This window comes from Nonomuraea sp. NPDC001699 (assembly GCF_053596455.1).
The window spans coordinates 1-23,191 of record NZ_JBSFGF010000031.1; the positions used below are offsets into that span (position 1 = coordinate 1).

21 protein-coding genes are annotated in these 23,191 nt (G+C 72.4%); 10 read left to right on the forward strand and 11 right to left on the reverse strand.

The window, feature by feature from the left end:
* Positions 1 to 278 precede the first annotated feature (278 nt).
* Entirely contained in the window at positions 279 to 737 is a 459-nt protein-coding gene (locus tag ACWCSU_RS46765; RefSeq protein ID WP_449942812.1) for a hypothetical protein, read from the forward strand.
* Positions 738 to 891: 154 nt separating this feature from the next.
* Here the strand turns inward: ACWCSU_RS46765 and ACWCSU_RS46770 are convergent, their stop codons facing one another.
* The gene (locus ACWCSU_RS46770) at positions 892 to 1,422 is read right to left on the reverse strand and encodes a YbhB/YbcL family Raf kinase inhibitor-like protein (protein ID WP_357696634.1); all 531 of its coding nucleotides are present in this window, start codon (positions 1,420 to 1,422) and stop codon (positions 892 to 894) included.
* A gap of 62 nt (positions 1,423 to 1,484) precedes the next feature.
* On the reverse strand, positions 1,485 to 3,485 hold the full coding sequence (locus ACWCSU_RS46775) for a HelD family protein (protein ID WP_397038054.1): 2,001 nt from the start codon (positions 3,483 to 3,485) through the stop codon (positions 1,485 to 1,487).
* 120 nt (positions 3,486 to 3,605) lie between these two features.
* On the opposite strand from ACWCSU_RS46775, the gene ACWCSU_RS46780 reads away from it, so the two are divergent.
* Positions 3,606 to 3,941: a hypothetical protein gene (locus ACWCSU_RS46780; protein WP_449942814.1), complete on the forward strand. Its 336-nt coding sequence runs from the start codon at positions 3,606 to 3,608 to the stop codon at positions 3,939 to 3,941.
* 86 nt (positions 3,942 to 4,027) lie between these two features.
* Here the strand turns inward: ACWCSU_RS46780 and ACWCSU_RS46785 are convergent, their stop codons facing one another.
* Both ACWCSU_RS46785 and ACWCSU_RS46790 read right to left on the reverse strand, forming a co-directional pair.
* Complete coding sequence (locus ACWCSU_RS46785) at positions 4,028 to 4,672, reverse strand: TetR/AcrR family transcriptional regulator (protein ID WP_449942816.1); 645 nt, start codon at positions 4,670 to 4,672, stop codon at positions 4,028 to 4,030.
* Positions 4,672 to 5,271: an NADPH-dependent FMN reductase gene (locus ACWCSU_RS46790; RefSeq protein WP_449942818.1), complete on the reverse strand. Its 600-nt coding sequence runs from the start codon at positions 5,269 to 5,271 to the stop codon at positions 4,672 to 4,674. The genes ACWCSU_RS46785 and ACWCSU_RS46790 overlap by 1 nt, the downstream gene beginning before the upstream one ends.
* A gap of 83 nt (positions 5,272 to 5,354) precedes the next feature.
* On the opposite strand from ACWCSU_RS46790, the gene ACWCSU_RS46795 reads away from it, so the two are divergent.
* Positions 5,355 to 6,539, forward strand: a complete 1,185-nt coding sequence (locus tag ACWCSU_RS46795) for an MFS transporter (RefSeq protein ID WP_449942820.1) — start codon at positions 5,355 to 5,357, stop codon at positions 6,537 to 6,539.
* A gap of 279 nt (positions 6,540 to 6,818) precedes the next feature.
* Here the strand turns inward: ACWCSU_RS46795 and ACWCSU_RS46800 are convergent, their stop codons facing one another.
* The 3 genes from ACWCSU_RS46800 to ACWCSU_RS46810 all read right to left on the reverse strand — a co-directional run bounded on the left by ACWCSU_RS46800 (position 6,819) and on the right by ACWCSU_RS46810 (position 10,436).
* Positions 6,819 to 8,471, reverse strand: a complete 1,653-nt coding sequence (locus tag ACWCSU_RS46800) for a DNA repair helicase XPB (RefSeq protein ID WP_357696610.1) — start codon at positions 8,469 to 8,471, stop codon at positions 6,819 to 6,821.
* A 67-nt stretch (positions 8,472 to 8,538) separates the two neighbouring features.
* Positions 8,539 to 8,892 carry a hypothetical protein gene (locus ACWCSU_RS46805; RefSeq protein ID WP_357696608.1) on the reverse strand — a complete coding sequence of 118 codons (354 nt, stop codon included), beginning with the start codon at positions 8,890 to 8,892 and terminating at the stop codon, positions 8,539 to 8,541.
* 68 nt (positions 8,893 to 8,960) lie between these two features.
* Positions 8,961 to 10,436, reverse strand: coding sequence for an AMP-binding protein (locus tag ACWCSU_RS46810; protein ID WP_357696606.1), 1,476 nt, complete (start codon positions 10,434 to 10,436; stop codon positions 8,961 to 8,963).
* A gap of 423 nt (positions 10,437 to 10,859) precedes the next feature.
* Between ACWCSU_RS46810 and ACWCSU_RS46815 the strand changes: the two genes are divergently transcribed.
* The gene (locus tag ACWCSU_RS46815; RefSeq protein ID WP_449942822.1) at positions 10,860 to 12,215 is read left to right on the forward strand and encodes a hypothetical protein; all 1,356 of its coding nucleotides are present in this window, start codon (positions 10,860 to 10,862) and stop codon (positions 12,213 to 12,215) included.
* Between the two features lie 22 nt (positions 12,216 to 12,237).
* Here ACWCSU_RS46815 and ACWCSU_RS46820 read toward each other — a convergent pair whose 3' ends face one another.
* Complete coding sequence (locus tag ACWCSU_RS46820) at positions 12,238 to 14,568, reverse strand: helicase-associated domain-containing protein (RefSeq protein ID WP_449942824.1); 2,331 nt, start codon at positions 14,566 to 14,568, stop codon at positions 12,238 to 12,240.
* 46 nt (positions 14,569 to 14,614) lie between these two features.
* On the opposite strand from ACWCSU_RS46820, the gene ACWCSU_RS46825 reads away from it, so the two are divergent.
* Complete coding sequence (locus ACWCSU_RS46825) at positions 14,615 to 15,313, forward strand: hypothetical protein (RefSeq protein WP_449942826.1); 699 nt, start codon at positions 14,615 to 14,617, stop codon at positions 15,311 to 15,313.
* Here ACWCSU_RS46825 and ACWCSU_RS46830 read toward each other — a convergent pair.
* Positions 15,306 to 15,923 carry a TetR/AcrR family transcriptional regulator gene (locus ACWCSU_RS46830; protein ID WP_357696596.1) on the reverse strand — a complete coding sequence of 206 codons (618 nt, stop codon included), beginning with the start codon at positions 15,921 to 15,923 and terminating at the stop codon, positions 15,306 to 15,308. The two genes, ACWCSU_RS46825 and ACWCSU_RS46830, sit on opposite strands and share 8 nt — an antisense overlap.
* A 34-nt stretch (positions 15,924 to 15,957) precedes the next feature.
* Positions 15,958 to 16,095, reverse strand: a complete 138-nt coding sequence (locus ACWCSU_RS46835) for a hypothetical protein (RefSeq protein ID WP_449942829.1) — start codon at positions 16,093 to 16,095, stop codon at positions 15,958 to 15,960.
* 62 nt (positions 16,096 to 16,157) lie between these two features.
* On the opposite strand from ACWCSU_RS46835, the gene ACWCSU_RS46840 reads away from it, so the two are divergent.
* From ACWCSU_RS46840 to ACWCSU_RS46850, 3 genes are all read left to right on the forward strand, one after another.
* The gene (locus tag ACWCSU_RS46840; RefSeq protein WP_449942830.1) at positions 16,158 to 16,367 is read left to right on the forward strand and encodes a hypothetical protein; all 210 of its coding nucleotides are present in this window, start codon (positions 16,158 to 16,160) and stop codon (positions 16,365 to 16,367) included.
* A gap of 105 nt (positions 16,368 to 16,472) precedes the next feature.
* Positions 16,473 to 17,081 (forward strand): HAD family hydrolase, encoded by a 609-nt coding sequence (locus ACWCSU_RS46845; RefSeq protein ID WP_357696592.1) that lies wholly within the window; start codon positions 16,473 to 16,475, stop codon positions 17,079 to 17,081.
* Positions 17,082 to 17,171: 90 nt separating this feature from the next.
* Positions 17,172 to 17,567 carry a cold-shock protein gene (locus ACWCSU_RS46850; RefSeq protein WP_357696590.1) on the forward strand — a complete coding sequence of 132 codons (396 nt, stop codon included), beginning with the start codon at positions 17,172 to 17,174 and terminating at the stop codon, positions 17,565 to 17,567.
* Here the strand turns inward: ACWCSU_RS46850 and ACWCSU_RS46855 are convergent.
* Entirely contained in the window at positions 17,564 to 19,072 is a 1,509-nt protein-coding gene (locus ACWCSU_RS46855) for an MFS transporter (RefSeq protein ID WP_449942831.1), read from the reverse strand. The genes ACWCSU_RS46850 and ACWCSU_RS46855 overlap by 4 nt on opposite strands.
* A 125-nt stretch (positions 19,073 to 19,197) precedes the next feature.
* On the opposite strand from ACWCSU_RS46855, the gene ACWCSU_RS46860 reads away from it, so the two are divergent.
* Both ACWCSU_RS46860 and ACWCSU_RS46865 read left to right on the forward strand, forming a co-directional pair.
* On the forward strand, positions 19,198 to 19,998 hold the full coding sequence (locus ACWCSU_RS46860; RefSeq protein WP_449942832.1) for a DUF3027 domain-containing protein: 801 nt from the start codon (positions 19,198 to 19,200) through the stop codon (positions 19,996 to 19,998).
* An 87-nt stretch (positions 19,999 to 20,085) separates the two neighbouring features.
* Entirely contained in the window at positions 20,086 to 23,118 is a 3,033-nt protein-coding gene (locus ACWCSU_RS46865) for a sacsin N-terminal ATP-binding-like domain-containing protein (RefSeq protein WP_449942834.1), read from the forward strand.
* Positions 23,119 to 23,191 lie beyond the last annotated feature (73 nt).

Sequence of the window (23,191 nt, forward strand, 5' to 3'; positions counted from 1 at the left end):
GCGCTGCAGAACGCCGCCTCCATCGCGGCGCTCTTCCTGACCACCGAGGCCGTCATCGCGGAGAAGCCCGAGAAGACCCCTGCTGCTCCGGCCGGCATGCCCGGCGGCGGCGACATGGACTTCTAGGCTTCGCCTGGTCGCTGACGCATCAGAAGGCGGTTCGGATCTCCAAGGATCCGGCCGCCTTTTGTTGTGTCCAGTGCGGTCACGTTTAGTAGTTATTAACTACGGAAAGTAACGACACGAAGTGACATTCACCGCACAAAAGGAGTAGTTACATGAATTCCCGCACCGCGCGCGTTCTCGGGCTCGGCGCCGTCATGCTGGCCGCCGCTGCCGCCATGACCATGCCGGCCGAGGCCGACGACCACGGTTACCTGGACGAGTCGCTGGAGTACGTGGACGTACCCTACTGCGCGGGCTACCTGGAGCTGTACGACCGCGACTACTGCGCCTCGCCGTCGAGGTGGACGTCGTCGGACCAGCGCGAGGACCTGTCGGACGCCTTCGAGGACGAGTCGTCCGACGATCGCGCGGACGTGTCGGACGAGAGCGAGGACACGTCGGCGAACGAGGGCGCGGACGTGTCGGACGAGAGCGAGGACGCCTCGGCGAACGAGGGCGCCGACGAGGGCTCCGTCGAGGGCGAGGACATGTCGGCGGACGAGCGTGAGGACACCTCGACCGACGCTCCCGGGGACATCACGTTCGCCGACGGCACCGTGCAGGACGACTGAACCCGTCTGGGTGACGCGGGGGCGTACGAGACCCGACGCGGCACCACGGCGAAGGCGCTCCGTACGCGAACGGGGCGCCTTCGCCGCGGTGTTGTGCCGAACTCGGCCCCCGAACCCGGGCCCAGAACTCAGAGGCTGAACCCGGACGCTGAACTCAGATGCCGAAGTGCGCTATGACGTGACCGCGGGCCAGCGTGTTGGCGGTGATGTTGAAGCCGACCACGGCCGGGCTCGCGTCGCTGCCGACGCCCAGCTTGTCGACCCCGAGCGCGTGCACCGTGAAGACGTAGCGGTGGGGGTCGCCGGGCGGGGGAGCGGCGCCGCCGTAGTCTTTGGTGCCGTAGTCGTTGCGGGCGTGGACCGCGCCGGCGGGCAGGCCCTTGAAGTCGGGGCCGGTGCCCGCGCCCCTGGGGAGCTCGGCGGTGTCGCCGGGAAGGTCGAACAGCACCCAGTGCCAGAAGCCGCTGCCGGTGGGGGCGTCGGGGTCGTGGCAGGTGACGGCGTAGCCGCGGGTGCCCTCCGGGGCGCCGGACCAGCGCAGCTGCGGCGAGACGTTCCCGCCGGTCATCCCCCAGTCGTTGAAGACGTGGAGGTCGTTCAGCCGCTCGCCGTCCTGGATGTCGTCGCTCTCCACCACGAGCGCGGGGACGGAGGGCAGGTGTTCATGCGGAAGCGGTGCGGGCACGGCATCCTCCTAGGTTGACAGCTCCTTCAGGCCATCCTAGAAGCGGCCGCGCCCGCCCTCCGTCAGGCGCCGAGCTGCGCCGGGAGCGGCTTGTCGTGCAGGACCGTGAGCGAGGTGACCGCTCGGGTCAGGACCACGTACAGGCGGGCCAGGCCGCGGGGCTCGGCCTCGACGATGTCGGCGGGCTCGACGACGATCACATGGTCGTACTCCAGGCCCTTGGCGAGCGTGGCGGGCACGATCAGCAGGCGGTGCTCCTGCGCCGAGTCGGGGTCGAGCACCGCGTGCGGCAGGCCGGACAGCGCCTCGGACACCGCGGCGACCATCGCGTCGGGGACGATGACGCCGATCGAGCCCTCCCTGGCCAGCACCTCCCGGGCGGCCTCGGCGACCGTGCCGCCCTGCCGGACCGTGAGCGAGCCCGCGCCCGGACGCAGCGACCGCGGGGCGGCCAGTGCCGGGGCGATCGAGGGCAGCAGGCGGGCCGCGTAGTCGAGCACCTCGCGCGGCACGCGGAAGCCGAGCGTCAGCTCGGTCACCTCGCCCTCGTCCTGGCCGAGGTGCTTCAGCACGGTCTCCCACGAGCTGGTGGACCACGGCGTGGTGCCCTGGGCCAGGTCGCCGAGCACGGTGGCCGAGCCGTTGCGGCAGCGCCGGCCGAGCGCCCGCAGCTGCATCTCCGACAGGTCCTGGGCCTCGTCCACGACGAGGTGGCCCAGGGACGGCGTGCGTTCCATGAGGTCGTTCAGCTCGTCGAGGAGCGCGCCGTCGGCGGCCGACCATTTGGCCGACTTCCAGCTCCGATAAGGCTTCCGCCAAAGCAGCATTTCCTGCTCGTCGGGCGACAAATCGGTTTTGGCGGCTTTAGTGAGGAATTCTGGGTCTGACAGCAGGCGGTGAAGGACCTGTTCGGGCGTCAGTTTCGGCCACACGGCCTCGACGAGCTGCTTGACCGGCTTGGACCTGGCCACCGCGTCCTGGACCCGGTCGTCGGGCGACTCGCCGCGCTGCTCCATGCGTACGAGCACCTGGTGGGCCAGGCGCTGGGCCAGCGCGGCCCGCCCCGGCAGGTAGCGGGTGGTGCCGCGCAGGGACGCCACCATCTCGCGCACCTCGTGATCGGCGACCCGGTAGCGGTAGGCGCCCTTCGTGAAGACCAGGCCGTCCTCGGGCTTCACGATGTGCATCCAGAGCGCCCGTTCGAGCACCGCGGCCATCCTGGCGTCGCCCTTGACCGCGGAGACCGCCGGGTCCTCCTGGGCGGCGTGCTCGCCGAGCAGCCCGGCCACCGTGGTCTGGTCGACCTTGACCTCGCCCAGCGCGGGCAGGACGGAGGAGATGTAGGACAGGAACGCCCGGTTCGGGCCCACGATCATCACGCCCGACCTGGCCAGCCGCTCGCGATGGGTGAACAGCAGGTATGCGGCCCGGTGGAGGCCCACGGCGGTCTTCCCGGTGCCGGGGGCGCCCTGGACGCACACGGTCTGGGCCAGCGTCGCGCGGACGATCTCGTCCTGGTCGGGCTGGATGGTGGCCACGATGTCGCGCATCGGGCCGGTGCGCGGGCGTTCGATCTCCTCGGTAAGGATCTTCGAGGGGCCGACCTCGCCGCCCTCGCCGAGCGGCTCGTCCTCGAACGCGGTCAGCGCGCCGCCGTGGTACCCGAAGCGGCGGCGGCGTACGACGCCCATGGGTTCGGCGGGGCTGGCCTGGTAGAACGCGCGGGACACCGGCGCGCGCCAGTCGATGACCAGCGGCCGGCTGGTGCCGTCGTGCACGTGGCGGCGGCCGACGTAGATGGTGACCGGCAGGTCGTCGCCGCCCTCGCGGTCGAGCCGGCCGAAGAACAGCGGCGTGTCCGGATGGTCGGCCAGGGCGGCCACGCGCTGGTCCAGCAGCGACTGGAGGATCTGCTGCGAGACCCAGTCGCCGGCCGCGTCGGCCGACAACGACTGGGCATGGGCCCGCATCGCCGTGAGCGCGGCCCTGGACTCGGCCAGGTGGGCCTGCTCGGCGGAGAGCACGTCGGAGGGTATGTCGGGGGCCAGTTGATGTGCGGGCACGCGGAAGCGCCTCCCAAGGTCGGAAACGGAGGTGGTCAAGGCAGCGAATCGACCAGTTTAGCGGCGGCCTTCCGGTGGCTCCAAAGCATTTACCTGTCCCCGGCGGGGTAAAGAGGGAAGGTGGCGCGGCTTCGCCTCGGCTTCTCGCCGATGATCCCCACGGTCGCGAGCTTCCTGCTGGCGGCGCTCTGGGGCCTGTCGGTCTTCGCCGGCTGGGGGCTGGAGGCGTTCTGCTCGGGCGGCGGGCCCTCGTCGGCGTGCTCTCAACGCCTCGGCACGGTCTCCACGGTGTCGGGGGTGTTCGCCGCGGTGGCCGCCTGCTCCACGCTGGCCGCCTGGCTGGTCCCCGCGTCGCGACACGACCCGCGCACGTTCGGCCGCCTCATGGGGATGGGCGTCGCCACGTGGATCGTCGCCGGAGGGGTGCTGTTCCTCGGCGGCCTGCTCGCCCGGTAGGCCCGTCGCCCGGAGCCGACCGACCTGCCGATGACCGGACGCCGACGATCGGCAGTCCGGGTGCCACCGAATACTGTGTCGGTGTGCTACCCGGCGGTGGCGGCATAGCTGCGGAGGAAGGCCTGCACGCCCGCGGTGACGAGCCGGGTGATCTCCTCCGTGGAAAGCGGTATGGCGCCGTAGAAGGTCTGCTGGTTCACGTCGGTGACGGTCAGCAGGGTGAGGTGGGCGGCGGCAACGTCGGCGTCGTCGATCCGTAGCAGGCCGCGCTCGGCGATCCGGCGCAGGTACGGCGCCAGGCGCAGGTGCCCGGTCTGCGGGCCGGCCGCGACCCAGGCCTTGAGGATCGGCGGTGGGATGTGGGCCGCCTCCGCCTCGATGGCCCGCACCAGGGCGAAGTGGTCGGGGAAGGCGGTGACCGCGGCGACCCGGTCGAGGGAGAAGTCGATCAAGTCCTGCTCCAGATCCACGATCTTGTGCAGGTGTCGGTCCATGATCTGTGCGATCGCTGCGGTGACCTCGTCCGCGCCTTCCAGCGCGACGGTCAGGAACAGTTGCTCCTTGTCGGTGAAGTGCCGGTAGATGGTCCGTTTGGACACCCCCGCCGCCGCGGCGATCGCGTCTACGCCGGCCCGGGTGTAGCCGTCGCGGCCGAACACGCGACGGGCGGCACGGGTGATCGCCTGGCGCTTTTCCGGTCGGCCGTACGGCTCGGCCTGGCGCAGGGTCATCAACGTCCTTCCCGCTGGAAACTCCTCGGTGCAGTGTAGGGGCGTCCGGGGCTCTGGCGGGCCTTGCGGGCCAGGGCGTCGAGCAGTTCGCGCAGCAGGTCGGTGGTGTCCGGGTCGGTCAGTCGGCGGTCGTGCGTGAAGCGGGTGTCGCAGTGGAAGACCGTCACCTCCGGCTTGACGACGACTTCCGCTCCCACCGAGGCCAGGATCTGGCGAAGGGCGAGCTGGGCGCGTACCGAGCCGAACGGTCCAGGGGAGGCGCCGGCGATGGCCACGGGCTTGCCCCGCAGCAGCCCTGCGGGGGCCGTGCTGGCCCAGTCGATGGCGTTCTTCAGCGCGGCCGGGACGGAGGCGTTGTGCTCCGGCGTCGCGATCAGCAAGGCGTCGGCCGCGGCGATGCGGGCGCGCAGCGTCGTGACCGACGCCGGTGGCGTGCCGGTGTCCAGGTCCTGGTTGTAGAGGGGCAGCCGGCCCAGGTCGTGATCGATGTCGATGACGACCCCACCGGGTTCGAGCGCGCGGGCCGCGTGCAGCAGGGCCGTGTTGTGGGAGCCCGCGCGCAGGCTGCCGGACAAGGCCAGGACGGTGAGCTCGGGCATGTCTCTCCTCGGGAGTTCAGGCAACGCGACCAAAGTACACTAGTCAGTGTCAATCGGAAACCGATTGGTGTACTTTGAGGCGGGTGCCCCCCGTAATCGCGCAGAAGAGACACATCGCCGTCCTTTACCTCGTTCTCCTGGCCACGCCGACCTCACTCAGCGCCAACAGCACCATCACCGTCATCCCCGAGCTGGCCCGTGCCCTGGGCGTCTCGGCCGCCGAAGCCACCTGGGCCGCCACGGCCTTCGGCTGGGGCGGCGTCCTCGGCGCTCCGCTCACCGCCGCCCTGCTGCGCACCCGCGGCATGCGCGCCGCCACACTCGTCAATGCCACCCTCATACTTCTCGGCACACTTCTGGTGGCCGGCGCACCCGCGCTGCCGGTGTTGCTGGCCGGCCGCGCCGCCCAGGCCGCCGGCGGAGGAGGCCTGGTCACCATCGCCATCACCTTGGCCGGGACCACCTCGCGAGCAGGCGCCATCACCGCCGGGGTCGGATTGGTCGGCGCGTTCGGCCCGCTGGCCGGCTCGACCTTGTCGGTGATCTCCTGGCGGGTGCCGCTGCTGCTGTCCCTGCCCGCGCTGCTGGCCGTCCCCGCCGTCCTCCGCCACGCCGCGCATCACGGCAGCCGGGAAGCCACCGCCGCCCGCACCGACGTCATCGGGGTCCTGCTGGTGGTGACGCTGGTCAGCGCCTTGGTCCTGATCCCGCGTCTGGAACTGACGGCGGCTGCCGCCGCCGCCGTGACCGGCCTGCTGCTGACCCTGCGCGTCCGCAGGAAGCCCGCGGGGTTCGTCCCTCGGCCGGTCATCCGCTCCCGGGCGTTCGTCACCGCGGCAGCGGCGGCCGGCACGCTGTCCACCTCCTACTTCGCCCTGCTCTACACCGTGCCCCGGCTGCTGGAACACCATTGGACGACCGAGCGGATCGGGCTGATGACGCTCATGATGTTGACCGCCGGCTCGATCGCCTCACTGTCGTTCAGCCGGTGGACCTCCCGGCTCGGTGCGGCCGTCACCCGACCTGTCTTGCTGACCACGGGCGCCGTGGCTGTCGCCCTGCCGCTGCTCTCCCCTTGGCCGGTGCTCGTCGTGGCGTCCACCGCGTTCGCGGTGTTCGCCGCCACAGCGGCGATGGCCTGGTACGCGGCCCGCGTCGGCGAGGTCGTGCCGCACGAGCACCGGGCCACCGCCGTGAGCCTGTTCACCCTCTGCTACCAGCTGGGCGGCGCCTTCGGCCCGGCACTGGCCACACTCCTGCTTGCGTGAACCGGCCCGGCGTGAGAGCCGAACTCTCGATCAGCCCATTGGCGACTGGCTGGAGCCGTAGAACCCGGCAAAGACCGTATCTCTGAGTGAACGTGGGAATACCGAAAAAGTCGGGCATTTCAGGTGCGTTTGTCGGATCATGAGGGTATGTCGCAGGCGGCGTGATAGTACGCAGGTGAGGGGGGTGGTTCGATGTCGACGACCCGTGGAGTCTCGTGGACGTGACATAAACGCCGTGCCTGGCCGCTCAGGCAACGAGCGGCCGGGCATTCAACCCCGTCACACCTCGTCGTGCACGTCGTCGGCGTCGATGATCTGGTACGCGTACCCCTGCTCGGCCAGGAAGCGCTGCCGGTGGGCGGCGAACTCCTGGTCGACCGTGTCCCTGCTGACCACCGTGTAGAACCGGGCGCCACCGCCGTCGGCCTTGGGCCGCAGCACCCGTCCGAGCCGCTGCGCCTCCTCCTGCCGCGACCCGAACGTGCCCGACACCTGGATCGCGACGGCCGCCTCGGGCAGGTCGATGGAGAAGTTCGCCACCTTCGACACCACCAGCACCTGGATCTCCTTGTCGCGGAACGCCTGGTAGAGGCGCTCACGCTCCTTGACCCTGGTCTCGCCCTTGATGACCGGCGCGTTGAGGTGCTCGCCGAGCTCGTCGAGCTGGTCGATGTACTGGCCGATGACCAGCACCTGCTCGCCCAGATGCCGCCGGACCAGCGCCTCGGTCACGTACGTCTTGGACGGCGTGGTGGCGCAGAAGCGGTAGCGCTCCTCGGCTTCGGCCATCGCGTACGCCAGCCGCTCCTCGTCGGTCAGCGTGACCCGCACCTCGACGCAGTCGGCGGGCGCGATCCAGCCCTGGTTCTCCATCTCCTTCCACGGCGCGTCGTAGCGCTTGGGGCCGATGAGGGAGAACACGTCGCCCTCGCGGCCGTCCTCGCGCACGAGCGTCGCGGTCAGGCCCACCCGGCGGCGGGCCTGGAGGTCGGCGGTCATCCTGAAGATCGGCGCGGGCAGCAGGTGGACCTCGTCGTAGACGATCAGGCCCCAGTCGCGCGCGTCGAATAGCTCCAGGTGGCTGTAGACGCCCTTCCGCCTGGTGGTCATCACCTGGTACGTGGCGATGGTGACCGGGCGGATCTCCTTCTTGTTGCCGGAGTACTCGCCGATCTCGTCCTCGGTCAGCGTGGTGCGCTTGAGCAGCTCGGTCTTCCACTGGTGGGCGCTGACCGTGTTGGTCACCATGATCAGCGTGGTGGCCTGCGCGTGGGCCATGGCCGCCGCGCCCACGATGGTCTTGCCCGCGCCGCAGGGCAGCACGACCACGCCGGAGCCGCCGTGCCAGAAGGCGTCGGCCGCCTCGCGCTGGTAGGGGCGCAGCTCCCAGCCGTCCTGGAGCAGCTTGATGGGGTGGTGCTCGCCGTCGACGTAGCCGGCCAGGTCTTCGGCGGGCCAGCCCAGCTTGAGCAGCGCCTGCTTGACGTTGCCGCGGTCGCTCGGGTGCACGATGACCGAGTCGGCGCCGAGACGATCGCCCAGCATCGGCTGGATCTTCTTCGAGCGCAGCACCTCTTCGAGCACCGCGCGGTCGGTCGAGGTCAGGACCAGGCCGTTGACCGGGTCCTTCTCCAGGCGCAGGCGGCCGTAACGGGCCATGGTCTCGGCGATGTCGACGAGCAGCGCGTGCGGCACCGGGTAGCGGCTGAAGCCGATCAGCGCGTCGACGACCTGCTCGGCGTCGTGGCCGGCGGCACGCGCGTTCCACAGGGCCAGCGGCGTGACGCGGTAGGTGTGGACGTGTTCGGGCGCGCGTTCGAGCTCGGCGAACGGCGCGATCGCCTTGCGGCACGCGTCGGCCTTCTCGTGGTCGACTTCGAGCAGCAGCGTTTTGTCCGACTGGACGATGAGCGGGCCGTCGTTCACGGACATCCCTTCCTACGGTTGACCCTTATCCAACACACACGACGGCAGGAACAGTCCCGGAACGGGTAATCGATCAGTCGTCCAGGCGGCCGGTGAGGCCCAGGAAGAGGAAGAGCGCGACGTTCAGCACGAGACCGGCGCCGAACAGCACCCAGCTCCAGAGCAGCAGCGAACGGGCGCTCCCGGGCTGCTCGCGGGCCCGCGTCAGCGCCACGGCGGCGAGGATGCCGCCGGGCAGCCCGAGCACGTTGAGGCAGGAGGCCAGGGACAGGAAGTTGAGCACGACGGCGACGATGGCGCCGGCCTGCGGGCCCTCGTCGCGCCGCGGCGGGACGCCGTAGCCGTAGCCGTACTGCGGAGGTGGCTGCTCGCCGTAGGGCGCCCCGTAGGGCAGGTACGGGTAGCCGGACGGATCTTCTTGACTCACGTTCACCTCCAGACACGTCAACGTTTATCACGGAATACGGACGCGCCTGGCCCGGTGTGCGCGGAAGGTCAGAACCGGCCGCGCAGGGCCTTCCTGTCGAGCTTGAGCACGCTGGTGACCGGGATCGACTCGACGAACCGCACCTCGCGCGGGTACTTCACCCGTCCGACCCGGTCGCGCGCCCACTCGATCAGCTCCTCGGCACTCTCCTCGGCCCCCGGCCTGAGCTGCACGAACGCCACGACCTCCTCGCCCAGTCGCGGGTCGGGGCGGCCGACGACGCCCGACATGACCACATCGGGATGCTGGTTGAGCGCGTCCTCGACGTCGCGGGGGAAGACGTTGAAGCCGCCGCGGATGATCAGGTCCTTCTTGCGGTCGACGATGTAGAGGTAACCGTCGTCGTCCACGCAGCCGAGATCGCCGGTGCGCAGCTCGTCGCCGTCCAGTGCGGTGCCCTCGGGGTCGGGCTCGTGCTCGCCCCAGTAGCCGAGCATCAGCGAGTCGCCGCTGACGCAGATCTCGCCGACGTCGCCGCACTCCACCGCCTCTCCGGCGGAGTCGCGGACGGTGATCGTGTAGCCCGCCAGCGGCAGGCCGACGCTGCCGGGCCGCCGCCTGCCCGGCGGGTTGAAAGTGGTGACGGCGCTGGTCTCGGTCAGGCCGTAGCCCTCCAGGATCTGCGTGCCCGGCATCCGGCGCTCGAACTCCTGCAGCGCCTCCCGGCCCAGCGGCGCCGCGCCGCAGGTGAGGTAGGCCAGGTCGGGGAGCGGGTGGGCCTCCAGCGGCTCGGCGAGCAGCATGTGGATCATCGCGGGGACGACGGTGCCGTACTGGACGTGCTGCTCGGCGGCCAGGCTCAGGAACGCCTTCGGCTCGAACCAGCGCATGAGCACGGCCTGCTGGGGTTCGGTCGCGTGCAGCCCGGCCACGGTGATGATCAACCCGTACGCGTGCGAGAGCGGCACAGGCACAATCGCACGATTTTTCCCCTCTTGGTGGGAAATTTCGTATGCGTCCTTGGCGACCTTCCACAACCCGCGATGGCTCAGCATGACGCCCTTGGCGACGCCCGTGGTGCCGCCGGTGTACATGAGCGCGGCCAGGTCGCCGGGGTCCCTGCGCACCCGTTCGTGCTCGGCGGCGGTCTCCAGCTCGGCCGTGTCCACATAGATGGGGACGTCCACCGCGGTGGCCCGTACGGTCTCGGCCAGCTCGGGCGAGGTGACGACCGCGGACGCGCCGCTGTCGAGCAGGATGTGCCGCAGTTCCTCGGCCCCCACCAGGAAGACCACGGGCGTCACCACCGCGCCCGCCGCCCACAACGCCTGGTAGACGATCGGGACCTCGGGGGAGGTCGCCATCATCACGACCACCCGGTCACCCGGCCGGATCCCGGCCTCGACGAACCCGCCGCACATCCGCCGCGCACGTTCGGCGAGCGCGTGGCTGCGGTGCCAGACCCCGTCGTAGAACACCGAGTCGTGGTCGTCGAACCGGTTCCATGACTCCTCGGCCAGCTGGCCCAGCGTTTGCTCGGTCACATGCACAACCTGATGGGACGGCCCGTGCGCAGTCAACCCTGATCGTCCGCGTGTTCGCCCTTGACTGACGATTGTGGATGATGCTCTCATGCCGAGTAAATGTCCAATATCGGCCTAGAGGGTCATTCGAGTTTTCGGGTGGCGCTAGATCGTGTATTGGTGAGATAAGTAGGGATCCGTGCTACCAGATGGCACCTACTTCGGTTTTGTCACCGGCCCGTCGCCCAGAGCAATGGAGGACATGATCGACATGCGCGCGCCGGCGGCCGTGGCCGCGAGCTTCGCGAGGAACGCCTGGTCGGAACGGCGGCAGCCAGGCGGCGCACGCTCAATCCATAAGCCGGGGAAACAACTTGCCGGACAAAAAGTTTCGGGAAAAACTTTTTCCGTAGACAACTTTCCCGTCAGGCCCGAGGGGACTTCGTGATCGACACGCCTGAACCAGGCGGGACCGACCTCGACGACAAAACGCTCACCCAGAGCGTGATCGCCATCATCGAGCAGCTCGGGCCCCTGGTCGTCCCGGTGGCCCGCGACCTCGACCGGCGCGCGGCCGACACCCTGCTGCGTTCGTACCTGGAGCCCGCCGGCTTCGCCGACGCGGTGCGCCGGCTGTCCATGCGCCACCTGCTCGTGCTGGTGGGGGAGGCGGACATGGGCAAGCGGCTCGGCGCCATCGCCCTGCTGTCGCGCATGTCGCTGGCCGAGGGCAGGATCACCGTGCTCTCACCCGCCGGCAGCGCCGCCGACCTGCTCTCCAGGACCGAGTACGGGCCGGGGCGGGCGTACCTGCTGCACGACTGGATCGCCGGCAGCACCGACCGGATCGAGCTGCTCAACCTGGCCCGCAAGCTCGCCGAGCTGGGGTCGTACCTGGTGATCACCAGGAACGGCGACCCGTCGCAGGCGGTCGAGGTGGAGCAGCCGTGGGGCGCGCCCGACCCCGGTGACCTGTTCGACCTGTACCTGAGCGCGTTCGGCGGCCGGAACGCGCCCGCCGGGGCCGCCACCGCCCGGGTCCGCGCGCTGGCGCTGCCCACGCCCGCCGAGGTCGTCCGCCTGGCCACGCGCCTGGTGCGGGACGACGAACCCGCGGGTGAGGAGGTGGCCGCCTGGTTCGACACCAAGCCGCCGATGCACGAGGTACGCGCGGTGGCGGCGCTCGCGTTCGCGCACGGGCTGCCCGAGCCGGAGTTCGCCCGCCGGTCGGCCGGGTTCGAGCGGACCAGGGAGGCCCACGAGGCGGGGCCGCGGCCAGCCGGGGCGCCGCATCCGCTGATCGCCGTGCACGACGGCCGCGTCGTCTTCCGCGTCCCGGACCACCGCGCGCAGGTGCTCGGGGAGCTGGTCGCCCGGTACGGCTTCTGGTTGTGGCAGCCGCTGCGCGAATGGGCGCGCTCGCTGGCCGGCGAGGGGGACGACGTACGGGCGCGGGCGGCCGAGGGGGTGGCGCTGCTGGCCGCCTGCTCGCTCAAGGAGGCGCAGCAGGAGTTCCTGGAGGTGTGGGCCCAGGGGCGGCCGGCCGAACGGCTGGCGGCGGGCGAGGGGCTGTCGTACATGTGCGCCGACGACGCCCTCGCCCCCGAGGCCCTGCGGCTCGCGCTCACCTGGGCCGGCGACCCGGCCGATCCACGGGCGGTCGCGGCGGTCGTGGGGCTGTGCGGCGGGCTGTCCCTGCGCTACCCGGCCGACGCGGCGACCCACCTGCGACGCCTGTCCACCGCCGAGGGGCCCACAGGGCGGCTCGCCGCCCACGCGCTCACCCTCGGGCAGGCTTGACCCCGGCCCGGCGCGTACGCCGTCAGAGGCCGGCGACGCCGGTGATGCGGTGGAGGGCGAAGCGGTGGACGGCCGCCCTGGTCTCGTCGTACGCCGTCAGGTAGCCGCCCTCCATCCGGGCCGGCTCCAGGATGCGTGAGGTGGCGTTGCCCTGCGAGTCGAGGTACCCGATCCACACCCGTACGCCCTGCTTGATGGCGTCCTGGAGGGCCGAGATCGTGGCCGTGGCGGGGCCCCGGGGCACCGCGCCGCCCGGGGCGTCGACCGGCTCGCGCCGCGCCAGGTGGGCCGCGTCGCCCGCGCGCAGCGCGCGTACGGCCGCCGAGGCCACCTCGGGATCGAGCCCGTTGACCGAGGCCACGGCGCGTACGGGCGCCACCCCCTCGGTACGCCTGCTGTCGAGCTGAGAGATGATCACGTCGCCGTCGAGCGACTCGGCGACCGGCGCGTACCCCATGGCCCGCAGCGAGTCCACCAGCGCCGCCCTGGACGAGCGCGAGGCGATCACGGTGGGGGCCAGCCGGCGCAGGCGCAGCGCGGCGGCGCGGCGGTCGGCGGTGATCTGGTCGAGCAGCGCCGGATCGTCGCACCGGACGTAGGCGCTCGCCGTGCCCACCCGGATGCGCCCGTGCCGCCGGGCCACGTCCGTCACCAGGTACGACAGGGCCTGCGGCACCGGCGTGGCCGAATGGCGGGACAGCATGGCCAGCAGCTCCTCGCCGCCGTGCCCCGCGTCGAGCGCCCGCCGGATCGAGCTCTCGCCGAAGCGGTAGACGGTCGCCCCGCCCTTGGACTCGACGTCGGCGGTGAGCGTCATCCAGCGGTTGAGCTCGCTGGTCAGCGGCCCGGGGGCGACGGCGGTGAGGTCGGCCTGCAGCAGCACGTGATCGACGGGCTCGGGCAGCAGCGGGGCGAGCAACCGGGCCGCGTCGCCGCCTTCGAGCAGCGCCCGCCCGTGGCCGGACAGCGCGCCGAGCCCGGTCACGCCGATCTGCTCGGCCTCGCGCAGCGCGAACTCGGTGAGCTGCTCGCGCAGCGGCCCGCGGCGGCGCGGCTGCTCCCAGGCGAGGCGTTCGAGCACCGAGTCGCGGTCGGGCGCGAGGCCCGGCGCGGCGGCCAGCACGCCGAGGGCGGCCTTGCGCACCCCCGGCGCGGAGGCGCGGCGCAGGTCGGTGTGCAGGGCGTTGAGCGGCCGGTCACGCTCGTCGCGCTCGCCGACCAGGCCGGGCACGCGGTCCATGTGCAGCCAGGCCGCGGCGAGCGTCACCCAGCGGTCGGCGGTGGCCCTGACCCGCCACAGGTCGTAGCCGGAGGTCGGCAGCCACTCGCCGTCGACGCCGCCGCCCGCGGCGACCAGCCCCGCCGCGTGCGCCACCTCGACGACCAGCGCCACCGCCCATTCGGGCAGGTCGAGGTCGGTCGAGGTGCGCTTCATGTCGCGTACGCCGAGCCCGCCGGTGCGCAGCACCCCCGGCGGATCGACGCTCCACCGCTCGCACAGCTCCTCCACGGACCTGACGAACGAGAACGCCTGGCCCGCCGCCGTGCGGTCGGCCAGCTCCCGGTCGCGCGCGGCCCCGCCGAGCGCGGGCGGCACGGCGAGCAGGTCACGGTGGACGCGCCCGCCGCGCAGGTGGAGGCCCACCTCGCGGGGCAGCGTCACGCTCTCCTCGCCGGTGGCCGCGAGCAGCCCGCGCGCCAGCAGCTCCTCGATGGGCGAACGCGCCGAGGCCACGCGCACCTCGCGCCTGGCGTTGGGCACCCGCCCGGTCGGCGGCCCCCACACGAGCTGGTCGAGCGCGCCCCTGGCCTCGGGCGAGACCGCCTCCACCAGGGCCTCGGGGCTGGCCAGCACGGCGGCCAGCCGCTCCTTGCCGGGGCCGTCGGTGCCGGGGGCGATGTCGTCGGCCATCTCGTCGAGCTGCTCGGGCGGGTGGTGCCGGAACACGTCGGCGGCCCTGGGGCCGAGCCCGGCGGGCTCCTCCAGCACCTTGCGCACGCCCGGCCCGAGGTCGAGCGCGTTGTCGGGGCCGAAGACCAGCGCCAGGTCACGCAGCCGGTCGAGGGCCGCGGTGAGCGCGGGCTCGGGCCGGCCCGCCGCCAGTGCCCGTCCGACCAGGCCGCGCAGCGCCGCCTTCGTCACCGGCCCGTCCTGTACGGCCAGCGTCTCGACGACGGCCAGCGTGAACCGGTCGAGCCGGTCGAGCACCCTGCCGATCGCCGAAGGGCTGGCGGCCCGCGCGGCCAGCCCCTCCAGATGCGCGGGCACCGGAGTGATCAACTCGGGACGCGCGGAGACGAGCGCCCGAAGCTGTTCGTCGGTGCGCCCCCTGATCCACTCCGTGAACTCCATCGTTGCCATGGTATGTCCCCCCTGATCGGGGGCAGCATTGCCGGACGTGACAGAGCGTGCGGACCAAATGGTGCTGAACTACGTCAGCAAGGCGGCCGACGCCGCCCACGGCGTGCTCAGGCCCGACCAGCGGCTCGACTTCGCGCGGCGGCTGCGGGCCGACATCGAGGCGGAGCGACGGGGGAGCCCGAACGCCCGGGACGTCGCGAAGGTGCTGGCACGCTTCGGCGACCCGGCGGCCCTGGCGGAACGCGAGGCCCACCGCCTGGCCCGACCACCAGCGGCCCCCGCCACCGGCTCACCGAGAACGCCTGCGGGCGCGCGGTCCACCCTGCGTCTCCCGGCCGTCACGGCCGCGACCGGCCCGGTGGCCGCCCGTGGAAGGGCCCTCAGGGAACGTCCGCGGGACGTCGCCGCCATCGTGATGCTGGTGCTGGCCGCGTCGCTGGTGCCGTTCGGGCTGCCGGCCGTGGCGATCTTCCAGGTTCCGGTGCTGGTCTGGGCGGCGGGGGCGGCGGCCGTGCTGTTCAGCGACACGTGGACGGTGGGCGACAAGCTGGCCGGTGCCGGGGCGCCGCTGTTCGGCTACACGGTCGGCGGCGTGCTCGTCGCCGGATCGCAGGTGGCCGAGCCGGGCCTGGAGGCGTTCGTCGCCCGGTTCTTCGAGGTCAGCGGGGTCATGTTCATGATCGGTACGGCCCTGGGCGCCGCCTGGCTGGGCTACCGGCTGCTCGACGTCAGCTGACCGGCGCGGGGCTGGGGAGCAGGCCGACGGCCAGGCGTACCCAGGCGGTGACGAACTGGTCCTTCTCCGCGTGGCCCGGCATCTCGCCCACGGTCTCCTGGAAAAGCCGGTAGTGGACCACCGAGCCGCCGAGCACGGCCGCGATGCCCGTCCAGTCGACGTCGGTGTCGGCGTACTCGGGCTGGGCGCGGAACCAGGTGGTGATCGCGTCGAACATGGGCTGGAGCAGGCCCTCGCGGACCACCGCGACCAGCTCGGGGAACTGGCTCAGGTCGCGGAAGAACACCCGGGTCAGCTCGGACTCCTCCCGCACCTTGGCCAGACCCGCCCGGCACAGCAGAGACAGGCGCTCCTCCAGGCCGGCGGCGGCCTCCATGGTGCTCAGCTCGGCCAGGCTCTCGGCGACCTGGCTCCTGGTGCGGGTGGCATGCTCGTTGATCGCGGCCGCGAGCACCTCGTACTTGGACTTGAAGTGCCTGTAGAGCCCTCCGGCGCCGGGGGAGAGCCCTGAGGCGGCCTCGATCTCGGCCACGGAGGTGGCGGAGTAGCCACGCTCGGCGAACAGCCGCAGTGCCTCGTCGATGATCCGCTCACGGGTCGATCTGGTCATGTCTGTGCAGATACCTCCGTAATGAGAGTAGTCGTTAGGCCGCCGCGCGCCTGACGAGGCCCGCGACCGCCGAACCGGCCATGAGCCACACCACCGCGGCCAGGCCGTCGTTGACGAACGTGGTCCAGCGCGGGTCGGCGAGCTGGAACAGGTCGGCCAGCCCCAGCGACACCCCCGAGGCCAGCGACTCGACGAGCTGGTACCAGGGGTTGGCCGGGTTTGGCCCGGAACACCGTGAAGAGCGCGTGGAACACCAAGGAGAGCGCCGCCGCCCTGGACGCCAGCCGCACCACATACGCCGCCATCGCCACGACCCGCTGCCAGACCGTCGCCGGCGTGCCGCGCGGCCGGGCGGGCCGATGGGGGCGGGGAGCGGCGGCGACGAGCCGGTCCTCCGTGCCGGTCGTGCGGGGGGTCTCGGACACGGTCACTCCTCTCCGATAAGTAATTCCTTTCTGCCCATTCCCAGAGTCCCACAACGAGTCCTACAACAAGGGCCGTTACCGACGTCGATGCGGCGTTTGGCATCCTGCACGGGTGACTACCTCAGTGGGTTTCGACCTGGACATGACATTGGCCGACACGCGATCAGGCATCGCGGCTGTTTACGACGAGCTGTCAAGCCGTTTGGGTGTGCGCATCGACAGCGGGGAGATCGTCACCCGGCTGGGGCCGCCGCTTGAGTACGAGCTGGCCAACTGGATGCCCGCGGAGGCCATTCCCGCGGCCGCCGAGCTGTTCCGCGAGATCTATCCCGCGGTGGGCGTTCCGGTGCACACCGCGATGGCGGGCGCGTACGAGGCCATCGCCGCCGTACGGGCCCGCGGCGGCCGGGTGATCGTGGTGACGGGCAAGAACCCGCGCGACGCCGCCGGCACCGTCGAACTGCTCGGGCTGGCCGTGGACGAAGTGGTCGGATCGGTGTTCGGCGCAGCCAAGGGATCGGCACTCGCGCGCTTCGGCGCGGCGGCTTATGTTGGTGACCATGTCGCCGACATCGAGGCGGCACGCGCGGGCGGCGCCATGAGCGTCACCGTCGCGACGGGCCCTTACACAGTGGGAGAGCTGCGTGAGCACGGAGCCGATGTGGCGCTCGGCGACCTGACCGAATTCGCCGACTGGTTCGCCGGTTGGCGTGCCCGCGACGAACTACGGTAATTGCCCCGCATTTTCCCGGTCGCCTCCGCGCGCTTCGGGGCATAACCTACATCCATTCATCCTTTTCGACTGTTTGAACGAGGTCCTCCTGTGCCGAGTGGCAAGGTCAAGTGGTACGACGCCGACAAGGGTTTCGGCTTCCTCACCCGTGACGACGGCGGTGAGGTCTTCGTGCATTCCTCCGCGCTTCCCACAAACGCCGGCCCGCTCAAGCCAGGCCAGAAGGTGGAGTTCGGCGTGGCCGAGGGACGCCGGGGCCAGCAGGCGCTGTCGGTCAGGATCCTGGAGCAGCCGCCGACCCTGGCCAAGACGAAGCCCAAGACCAAGCGGAAGACGCCCGACGAGATGGTCGTCATCGTCGAAGACCTGATCAAACTGCTCGACGACGTCTCCACCTCCTACCAGCGCGGCAAGCACCCCGAGGCGGCGCACGCCAAGAAGATCGCCCAGGTGCTCAGGGCCGTCGCGGACGACCTCGACGCCTAACCGTTGGGGTTCGTCAGGGGTTTGGTGCGGTCGAGGGTCTCGGTCCGTTGCTGATCGGGGGCCTCGGCCCGCTGCCTGGCCAGCTTGGCGTCGGCCGCCCGCACCCGCCCGCGCCTGGTGACCAGCAGCCAGCCCAGCATGCCGGTCAGCACGACCGCCGGCGCGACGAACCCGGCCAGGGCGCTGCGGGTCAGCGACAGCACGAGCCCGAGCAGGCCGCCGAACACCCAGGCGAACTGCAGCACCGCCTCGACCACCCCGAACGTGGACGAGCGCACCTCCTCGCCGATCTCCCGCTGCACGATCGCGTCGAGCGCGAGCTTGCCCAGCTCCTGCGCGAACGCGGTGACCAGTGAGACCGCCAGCGCCGTCCACAGGTCGAAGAAGACGGCAGTGGCGATCGTGGTCGCGGCCGTCACCGCCAGCGTGACCAGCACGATCACCTGGGGGGCGTGGTTGCGCGTCCAGTTGGCGACCGCGGCGCCGACCAGGCCGCCCAGCCCGGCGGCGAGGGCGAGCAGCGCGATCGTCTTCGGCACGTCGAAGAACGAGGTGGCCGCCGTCGGCCGGGCCAGCCACGGCACCGCCTGGTCCTGGACCAGGAAGAGCAGGAAGAACACCAGGAAACCGGAGAAGATCCGCAGCGCCACGTTGGCCCAGACCGCCTCGGCCACCGCCGGGCCCACCTTGAGCAGGGTGCGCCAGCGCGGCGCCACGCCCTCCTCCTCCTGGTCGGGCGAGTCGACGTGCCGCGGCAGGCGTACGGCGGCGACGCCGAGCAGCAGGAACGCCGGCATGGCCACGCGCAGCACCACGGCGCTGCCCAGCCACGCGGTCAGGCCCGCGCCGACCGGCACCGCCACCCCGGCCGCCACCAGCGTGAACAGCGCCACCCGCGCGTTGGCCGAGACCAGCGTGATGTCGGCGGGCAGCACGCTCGGCATGATCGCCGCCCTGGACACGTTGTACGCCTTCGACAACACCAGCACGCCCAGCGCGCCGATGAACAGCGTCGGCAGGTCGCCCGCCCCCACCGCGGCGGCCATGGCGAAGCAGAGCAGCCCCCGGCCGAACAGCGTGCCCGCCATCACGTAGCGGCGCCCCGACCTGAACCGGTCGAGGATCGGCCCCACGAACGGCGCCAGCAGCCCGAACGGCAACATCGTGATGACGAGGTAGAGCGCCACCGACCCGCGCGCCTCGCCGACCGGCACGCCGAAGAACACCGTGCTGGCCAGGGCGACGGTGACCAGCGCGTCGGCGGCGCTGTTGCCGGCCGACAGCTCGATCAGCCGCCCGAGCCCGGTACGGCCCGCGCCGCCCGCGTAGGTGAGCTTCCTGGTCGCCCTGCCGACCTGGTGGGCGCCCCTGGCCGTGGCGCGGCCGGCCCGGACGGTGCCGCTCGCGGTGGCCCGGCCCGCGCGCACGCCGGCACGACCCGCGCCGCCGATGGCATGACCCACCCGCCGCGAGATCTCCCGAGCCTGCTCCCAGCCGCCCCCCACGTCTACCAGTCTTACCCGATTCACCCCTGTTCTCAGCCTCGGATCGGCGGTTGTGGGCCTGCCCGGTCCGGCCATGGGTGAGAATGAAGTGTGAGCGAACAGCACCTTCAGGCGGAGGCGGCCCGATGAGCCGCACCCGGGCCCGCGTCCCCGCTCCCGACCAGGCCTGTGTCGCCGCAGTCGATCTGGCGCGCGCCGCGGCGCAGGAGCTGGCGTACCCGGGCGAGGCCGGCGAGCACCTCGGCTTCGAGAGCGAGGGCGACCGGATCGTCACCCACTACTTCGCCTGCCTCGACCGGGCCTATCGCGGCTGGCGGTGGGCCGTCACGGTCACCCGTGCCTCGCGCGCGAAGAAGGTCACGGTCAGCGAGGCCGTGCTGCTGCCCGGCTCGGGCGCGCTGCTCGCCCCCGAGTGGCTGCCGTGGAGCGAGCGGCTGCGGCCGGGCGACCTGGGCGTCGGCGACCTGCTGCCGTCCCCGGAAGACGACGACAGGCTGGCGCCCGGTTTCACCGAGCTCGACGAAGATGCCGACCGCCAGATGGTTTTCGAGTACGGCCTGGGCCGAGCCCGTGTGCTCTCGGCCATCGGCAGGGACCGGGCTGCCAGACGCTGGCACGCGGGCGAGCACGGGCCGCACACTCCGATCGCACACGCCGCGCCCGCGCAGTGTTCCACCTGCGGGTTCTACTGGCTGCTCTCCGGTGAGCTGCGGCTGTCGTTCGGCGTCTGCACCAACGAGTACGCCCCCGACGACGGCAAGGTCGTCGCCGCCGACCACGGCTGCGGCGCCCACTCGGAGGCGGCCGTGCTGCCCCCGCCGGTCGAGCAGGCCAGCCCGATCCTCGACGACCTGGGTTACGACCTGATGGAGGAGGAAGAGGGCTCGGTGGACGAATCCGCCACCGAGGAGCTCGGCCACTCCTGACCGGGGCGCGAGCGCGGAACGGCGGTTTCGTCGGTCAGGGGGGCTAACCTACCCTGGCCCCTCTTCACTCGACCAGGATCGTGATCGATGACCGACACCTTTGGCACTGACCGGATGCGAGCCGCCGTCCTCTCCGCCTGGACGGCCTCGCCCGCCCGCTTCCGCGAGGACGCCAACGCCGAGGAGGACTTCGCGCTCGGCGGCTACCGCGACCGGCTGATCGTCGAACTCGCCCAGAACGCCGCCGACGCGGCGCTGCGCGCGGGGGTGCCAGGGGTGTTGCGGCTGACGTTGCGCGGCGACGTGCTGACGGCCGCCAACACCGGCGCCCCCCTCGATGCGACCGGCGTGGAGGGCCTGTCCACACTGCGCGTGTCGGGCAAACGCGACGAGATCGGCGCGGCCGGCCGGTTCGGCGTGGGCTTCGCGGCCGTCGTCTCCGTCTGCGACGAGCCGGCCATCGGCTCGCGCGGCGGCGGCTCGGTGCGCTGGTCGCGGGCCGGCACGTCCGAGCTGGTCGCCGACGTTCCCGTGCTGGCGGGGGAGCTGGCCGACCGGGCGGGCCACGTGCCGCTGCTCAGGCTGCCGTTCGACGCGCCGCCGATGGAGGTGCCCGACGGGTTCGACACGATCGTCCGGCTGCCGCTGCGCGACGCCGCGGCGGTCGACGCCGTCCGGGTGATGCTCGCCGAGACCAGCCCGGCGCTGCTGCTCGGCCTGCCCGCGCTGGAGGCCATCGAGATCGACCTCGACGGCGCCACCCGCACGGTCGTGGCCGACGGCTGGCACGTCGTGTCGGAGTCCGGCGAGTTCACCCCCGACGAGGTCGCCAGGCTGTTCGCCGACCGGCCGACCGAGGAGCGGGCGCGGCCCTTCTGGTCGCTGCGCTGGGCGGTGCCCGTCACCGGCACCGGCGAGCCCGGCCCACTGCCCGCCGCCGTGCCGCCCGTCGTGCACGCCCCGACGCCCAGCGACGAGCCGATCGACCTGCCCGCGCTGCTGATCGCGTCCTTCCCCATGGCCACCGATCGGCGGCACGTCGCCAAGGGGCCGCTCACCGACTTCCTGGTCGAGCGGGTGGCCGACGCCTACGTCCGGCTGCTGGGCGAGCTGCCCCGCACGTCCAGGCTGCTCGACCTGGTGCCGTCCCTCATGGGCAAGGGCGAGCTCGACGCCCGCGTCCGGCGGGCCGTGCTCGAACGCCTGCCGTCCGCGCCGCTGCTGCCCGCGTTGTCGGCGCCCGCGCCCGCGGTCCACACTCCCTCCTTCGCCGAGGCCGAGGTCTACGAGCCCGACGCCGAGTGGCGGGTCGAGCATCCGGCGCGCGAGCCCGAGGGCGACGGCTGGGTGGTCGCGGGCCGGGAGGCGGCCGTCGTGGCCGGCGCCACCGCCGAGCTGCTCGACACCGTGGCCGACTTCGTGCCGGGGCTGCTGCCCGCCGGGTGGCCCGCCAGGCATCCCGCCATGGTGGCCCTGGGCGTGCGCCGGGTGGAGCTGGCCGACGTGGTCGACCTGCTGTCCGGCGAGGCCGTGGAGGCGCGTGAGCCGTCCTGGTGGCGTTCCCTGTACGCGGTGCTGCCCGCCGACGACCCCGAGTCGCTGGGCGCGCTGCCGGTGCCGCTGACCGACGGCCGCGTGGTGCGCGGCCCGCGCGGCACGCTCATCCTGACCGACGGCGGGGCCGACCTCGACCTCACCCCGCTCGGGCTGCGCATCGTGCATCCGGAGGCGGCCCATCCGGCGCTGCTCAGGCTGGGCGCGGCCGAGGCGACCCCGCGTACCGTGCTGGAAGACGCGCTGACCAAGGCCGCCGTCGCGCAGTCGCTCGACAGCCCCGACCCCGAGCCGGTCGCGCGGGCCGTGTTGTCGCTGGTGGCGGCGTCCGGGCTGGTTCCCGGCGAGGCGCCGTGGCTGGCCGAGCTGGCGCTGCGCGGGGCCGACGGCGAGCTCTACCCGGCCGGTGAGCTGATGCTCGCCGACGGGGCGCTGGCCGGGCTGCTCGCCGCCGACACCCATCTCGGCGTGGCCGCGCCCGAGCTGGAGGAGACCTACGGGCCGCGGGTGCTGGCGGCGGCGGGCGTGCTCGACGGGTTCGCCGTCGCGCACGACTCCGACGTGCTGCTCGACCACGACGACTGCGACCACGATCTCGACGGCGAGGCCGACTGGCTCGACCACGTGCTCGACCTGCTGCCCGACCTCGCGGTGCCGCCGGTGGTGGCCGAGTTCGCGGCGGTGCGCGACCTTGAGCTGGTGGCCGACTGGGAGGCCGCGCTCCCGCTGCTGACCCGGCCGCCGCTGCGGGCCGCGCTGCACCCGCTGCGGGTCGAGGGTGTGGAGGTGCCCTCCTACACCGCGTGGTGGCTGGCCCACCGTCCCGTGCTCGGCGGCCGGAAGCCGCTTGAGCTGCGGCTGCCCGGCGCCGACCCGCTCCTGCAGGGCCTCTACGCCGACGCCCCGGCCGGGCTCGACGAGGCGGCGCTGTCGATGCTCGGCGTGCGCACCACGCTCACCGACCTGCTGGCCGCCCACGGCGGGCCGGAAGAACTGCTGGAGCTGATGGCCGACCCGGCGATCGAGGTCGACCGGGCCCAGCTGCGGGCGTTGTGGATCGCGCTGGCCGCCGTCGACCCGGCCCGGGTCGAGCCGCCCGCGCGGGTGCGCGCGGTGCTCGGCGGCGACATCGTGGTGGCCGCCGCCGAGGACGCGGTGGTGGTCGAGGCCCCCGACCTGCTGCAGCTCGTCACCGACCGGCCCCTCGTGCTGGCCTCCTACGACCTGGCCGAGGCGCTGTCGGAGCTGCTCGACCTGCCGCTGGCCGGCGAGCTGGCCACCGGTGAGGTGACCTCGCAGGGCGAGGTGCGCGACGTGCCGCCGCAGGTGCGCTCCCTGCTGCCGACGGCGCCCGAGACGTACGTGGAGCACGAGAAGCTGCTGGTCGACGGGGTCGCCTGCACATGGCGGTTCTTCGAGGGCGCGGTCCACTGCACCGGCGTCGACGGGCTGGCCCGCGGGCTGGCCTGGGCCACGGGCCAGTGGAACGACCGGCTGGCCGTGGCCGCGATGTTGCGCGACCCGGAGGCGGTGCCGCTGCTGCTGGCCGAGGCCGACCTGTCCTGAGACCGGCGGGCCGCCTCCCCGTCGCGGAGGCGGCCCGCCGCTGTCAGACCGCGCGGGCGGTCCCGGCCGCGGG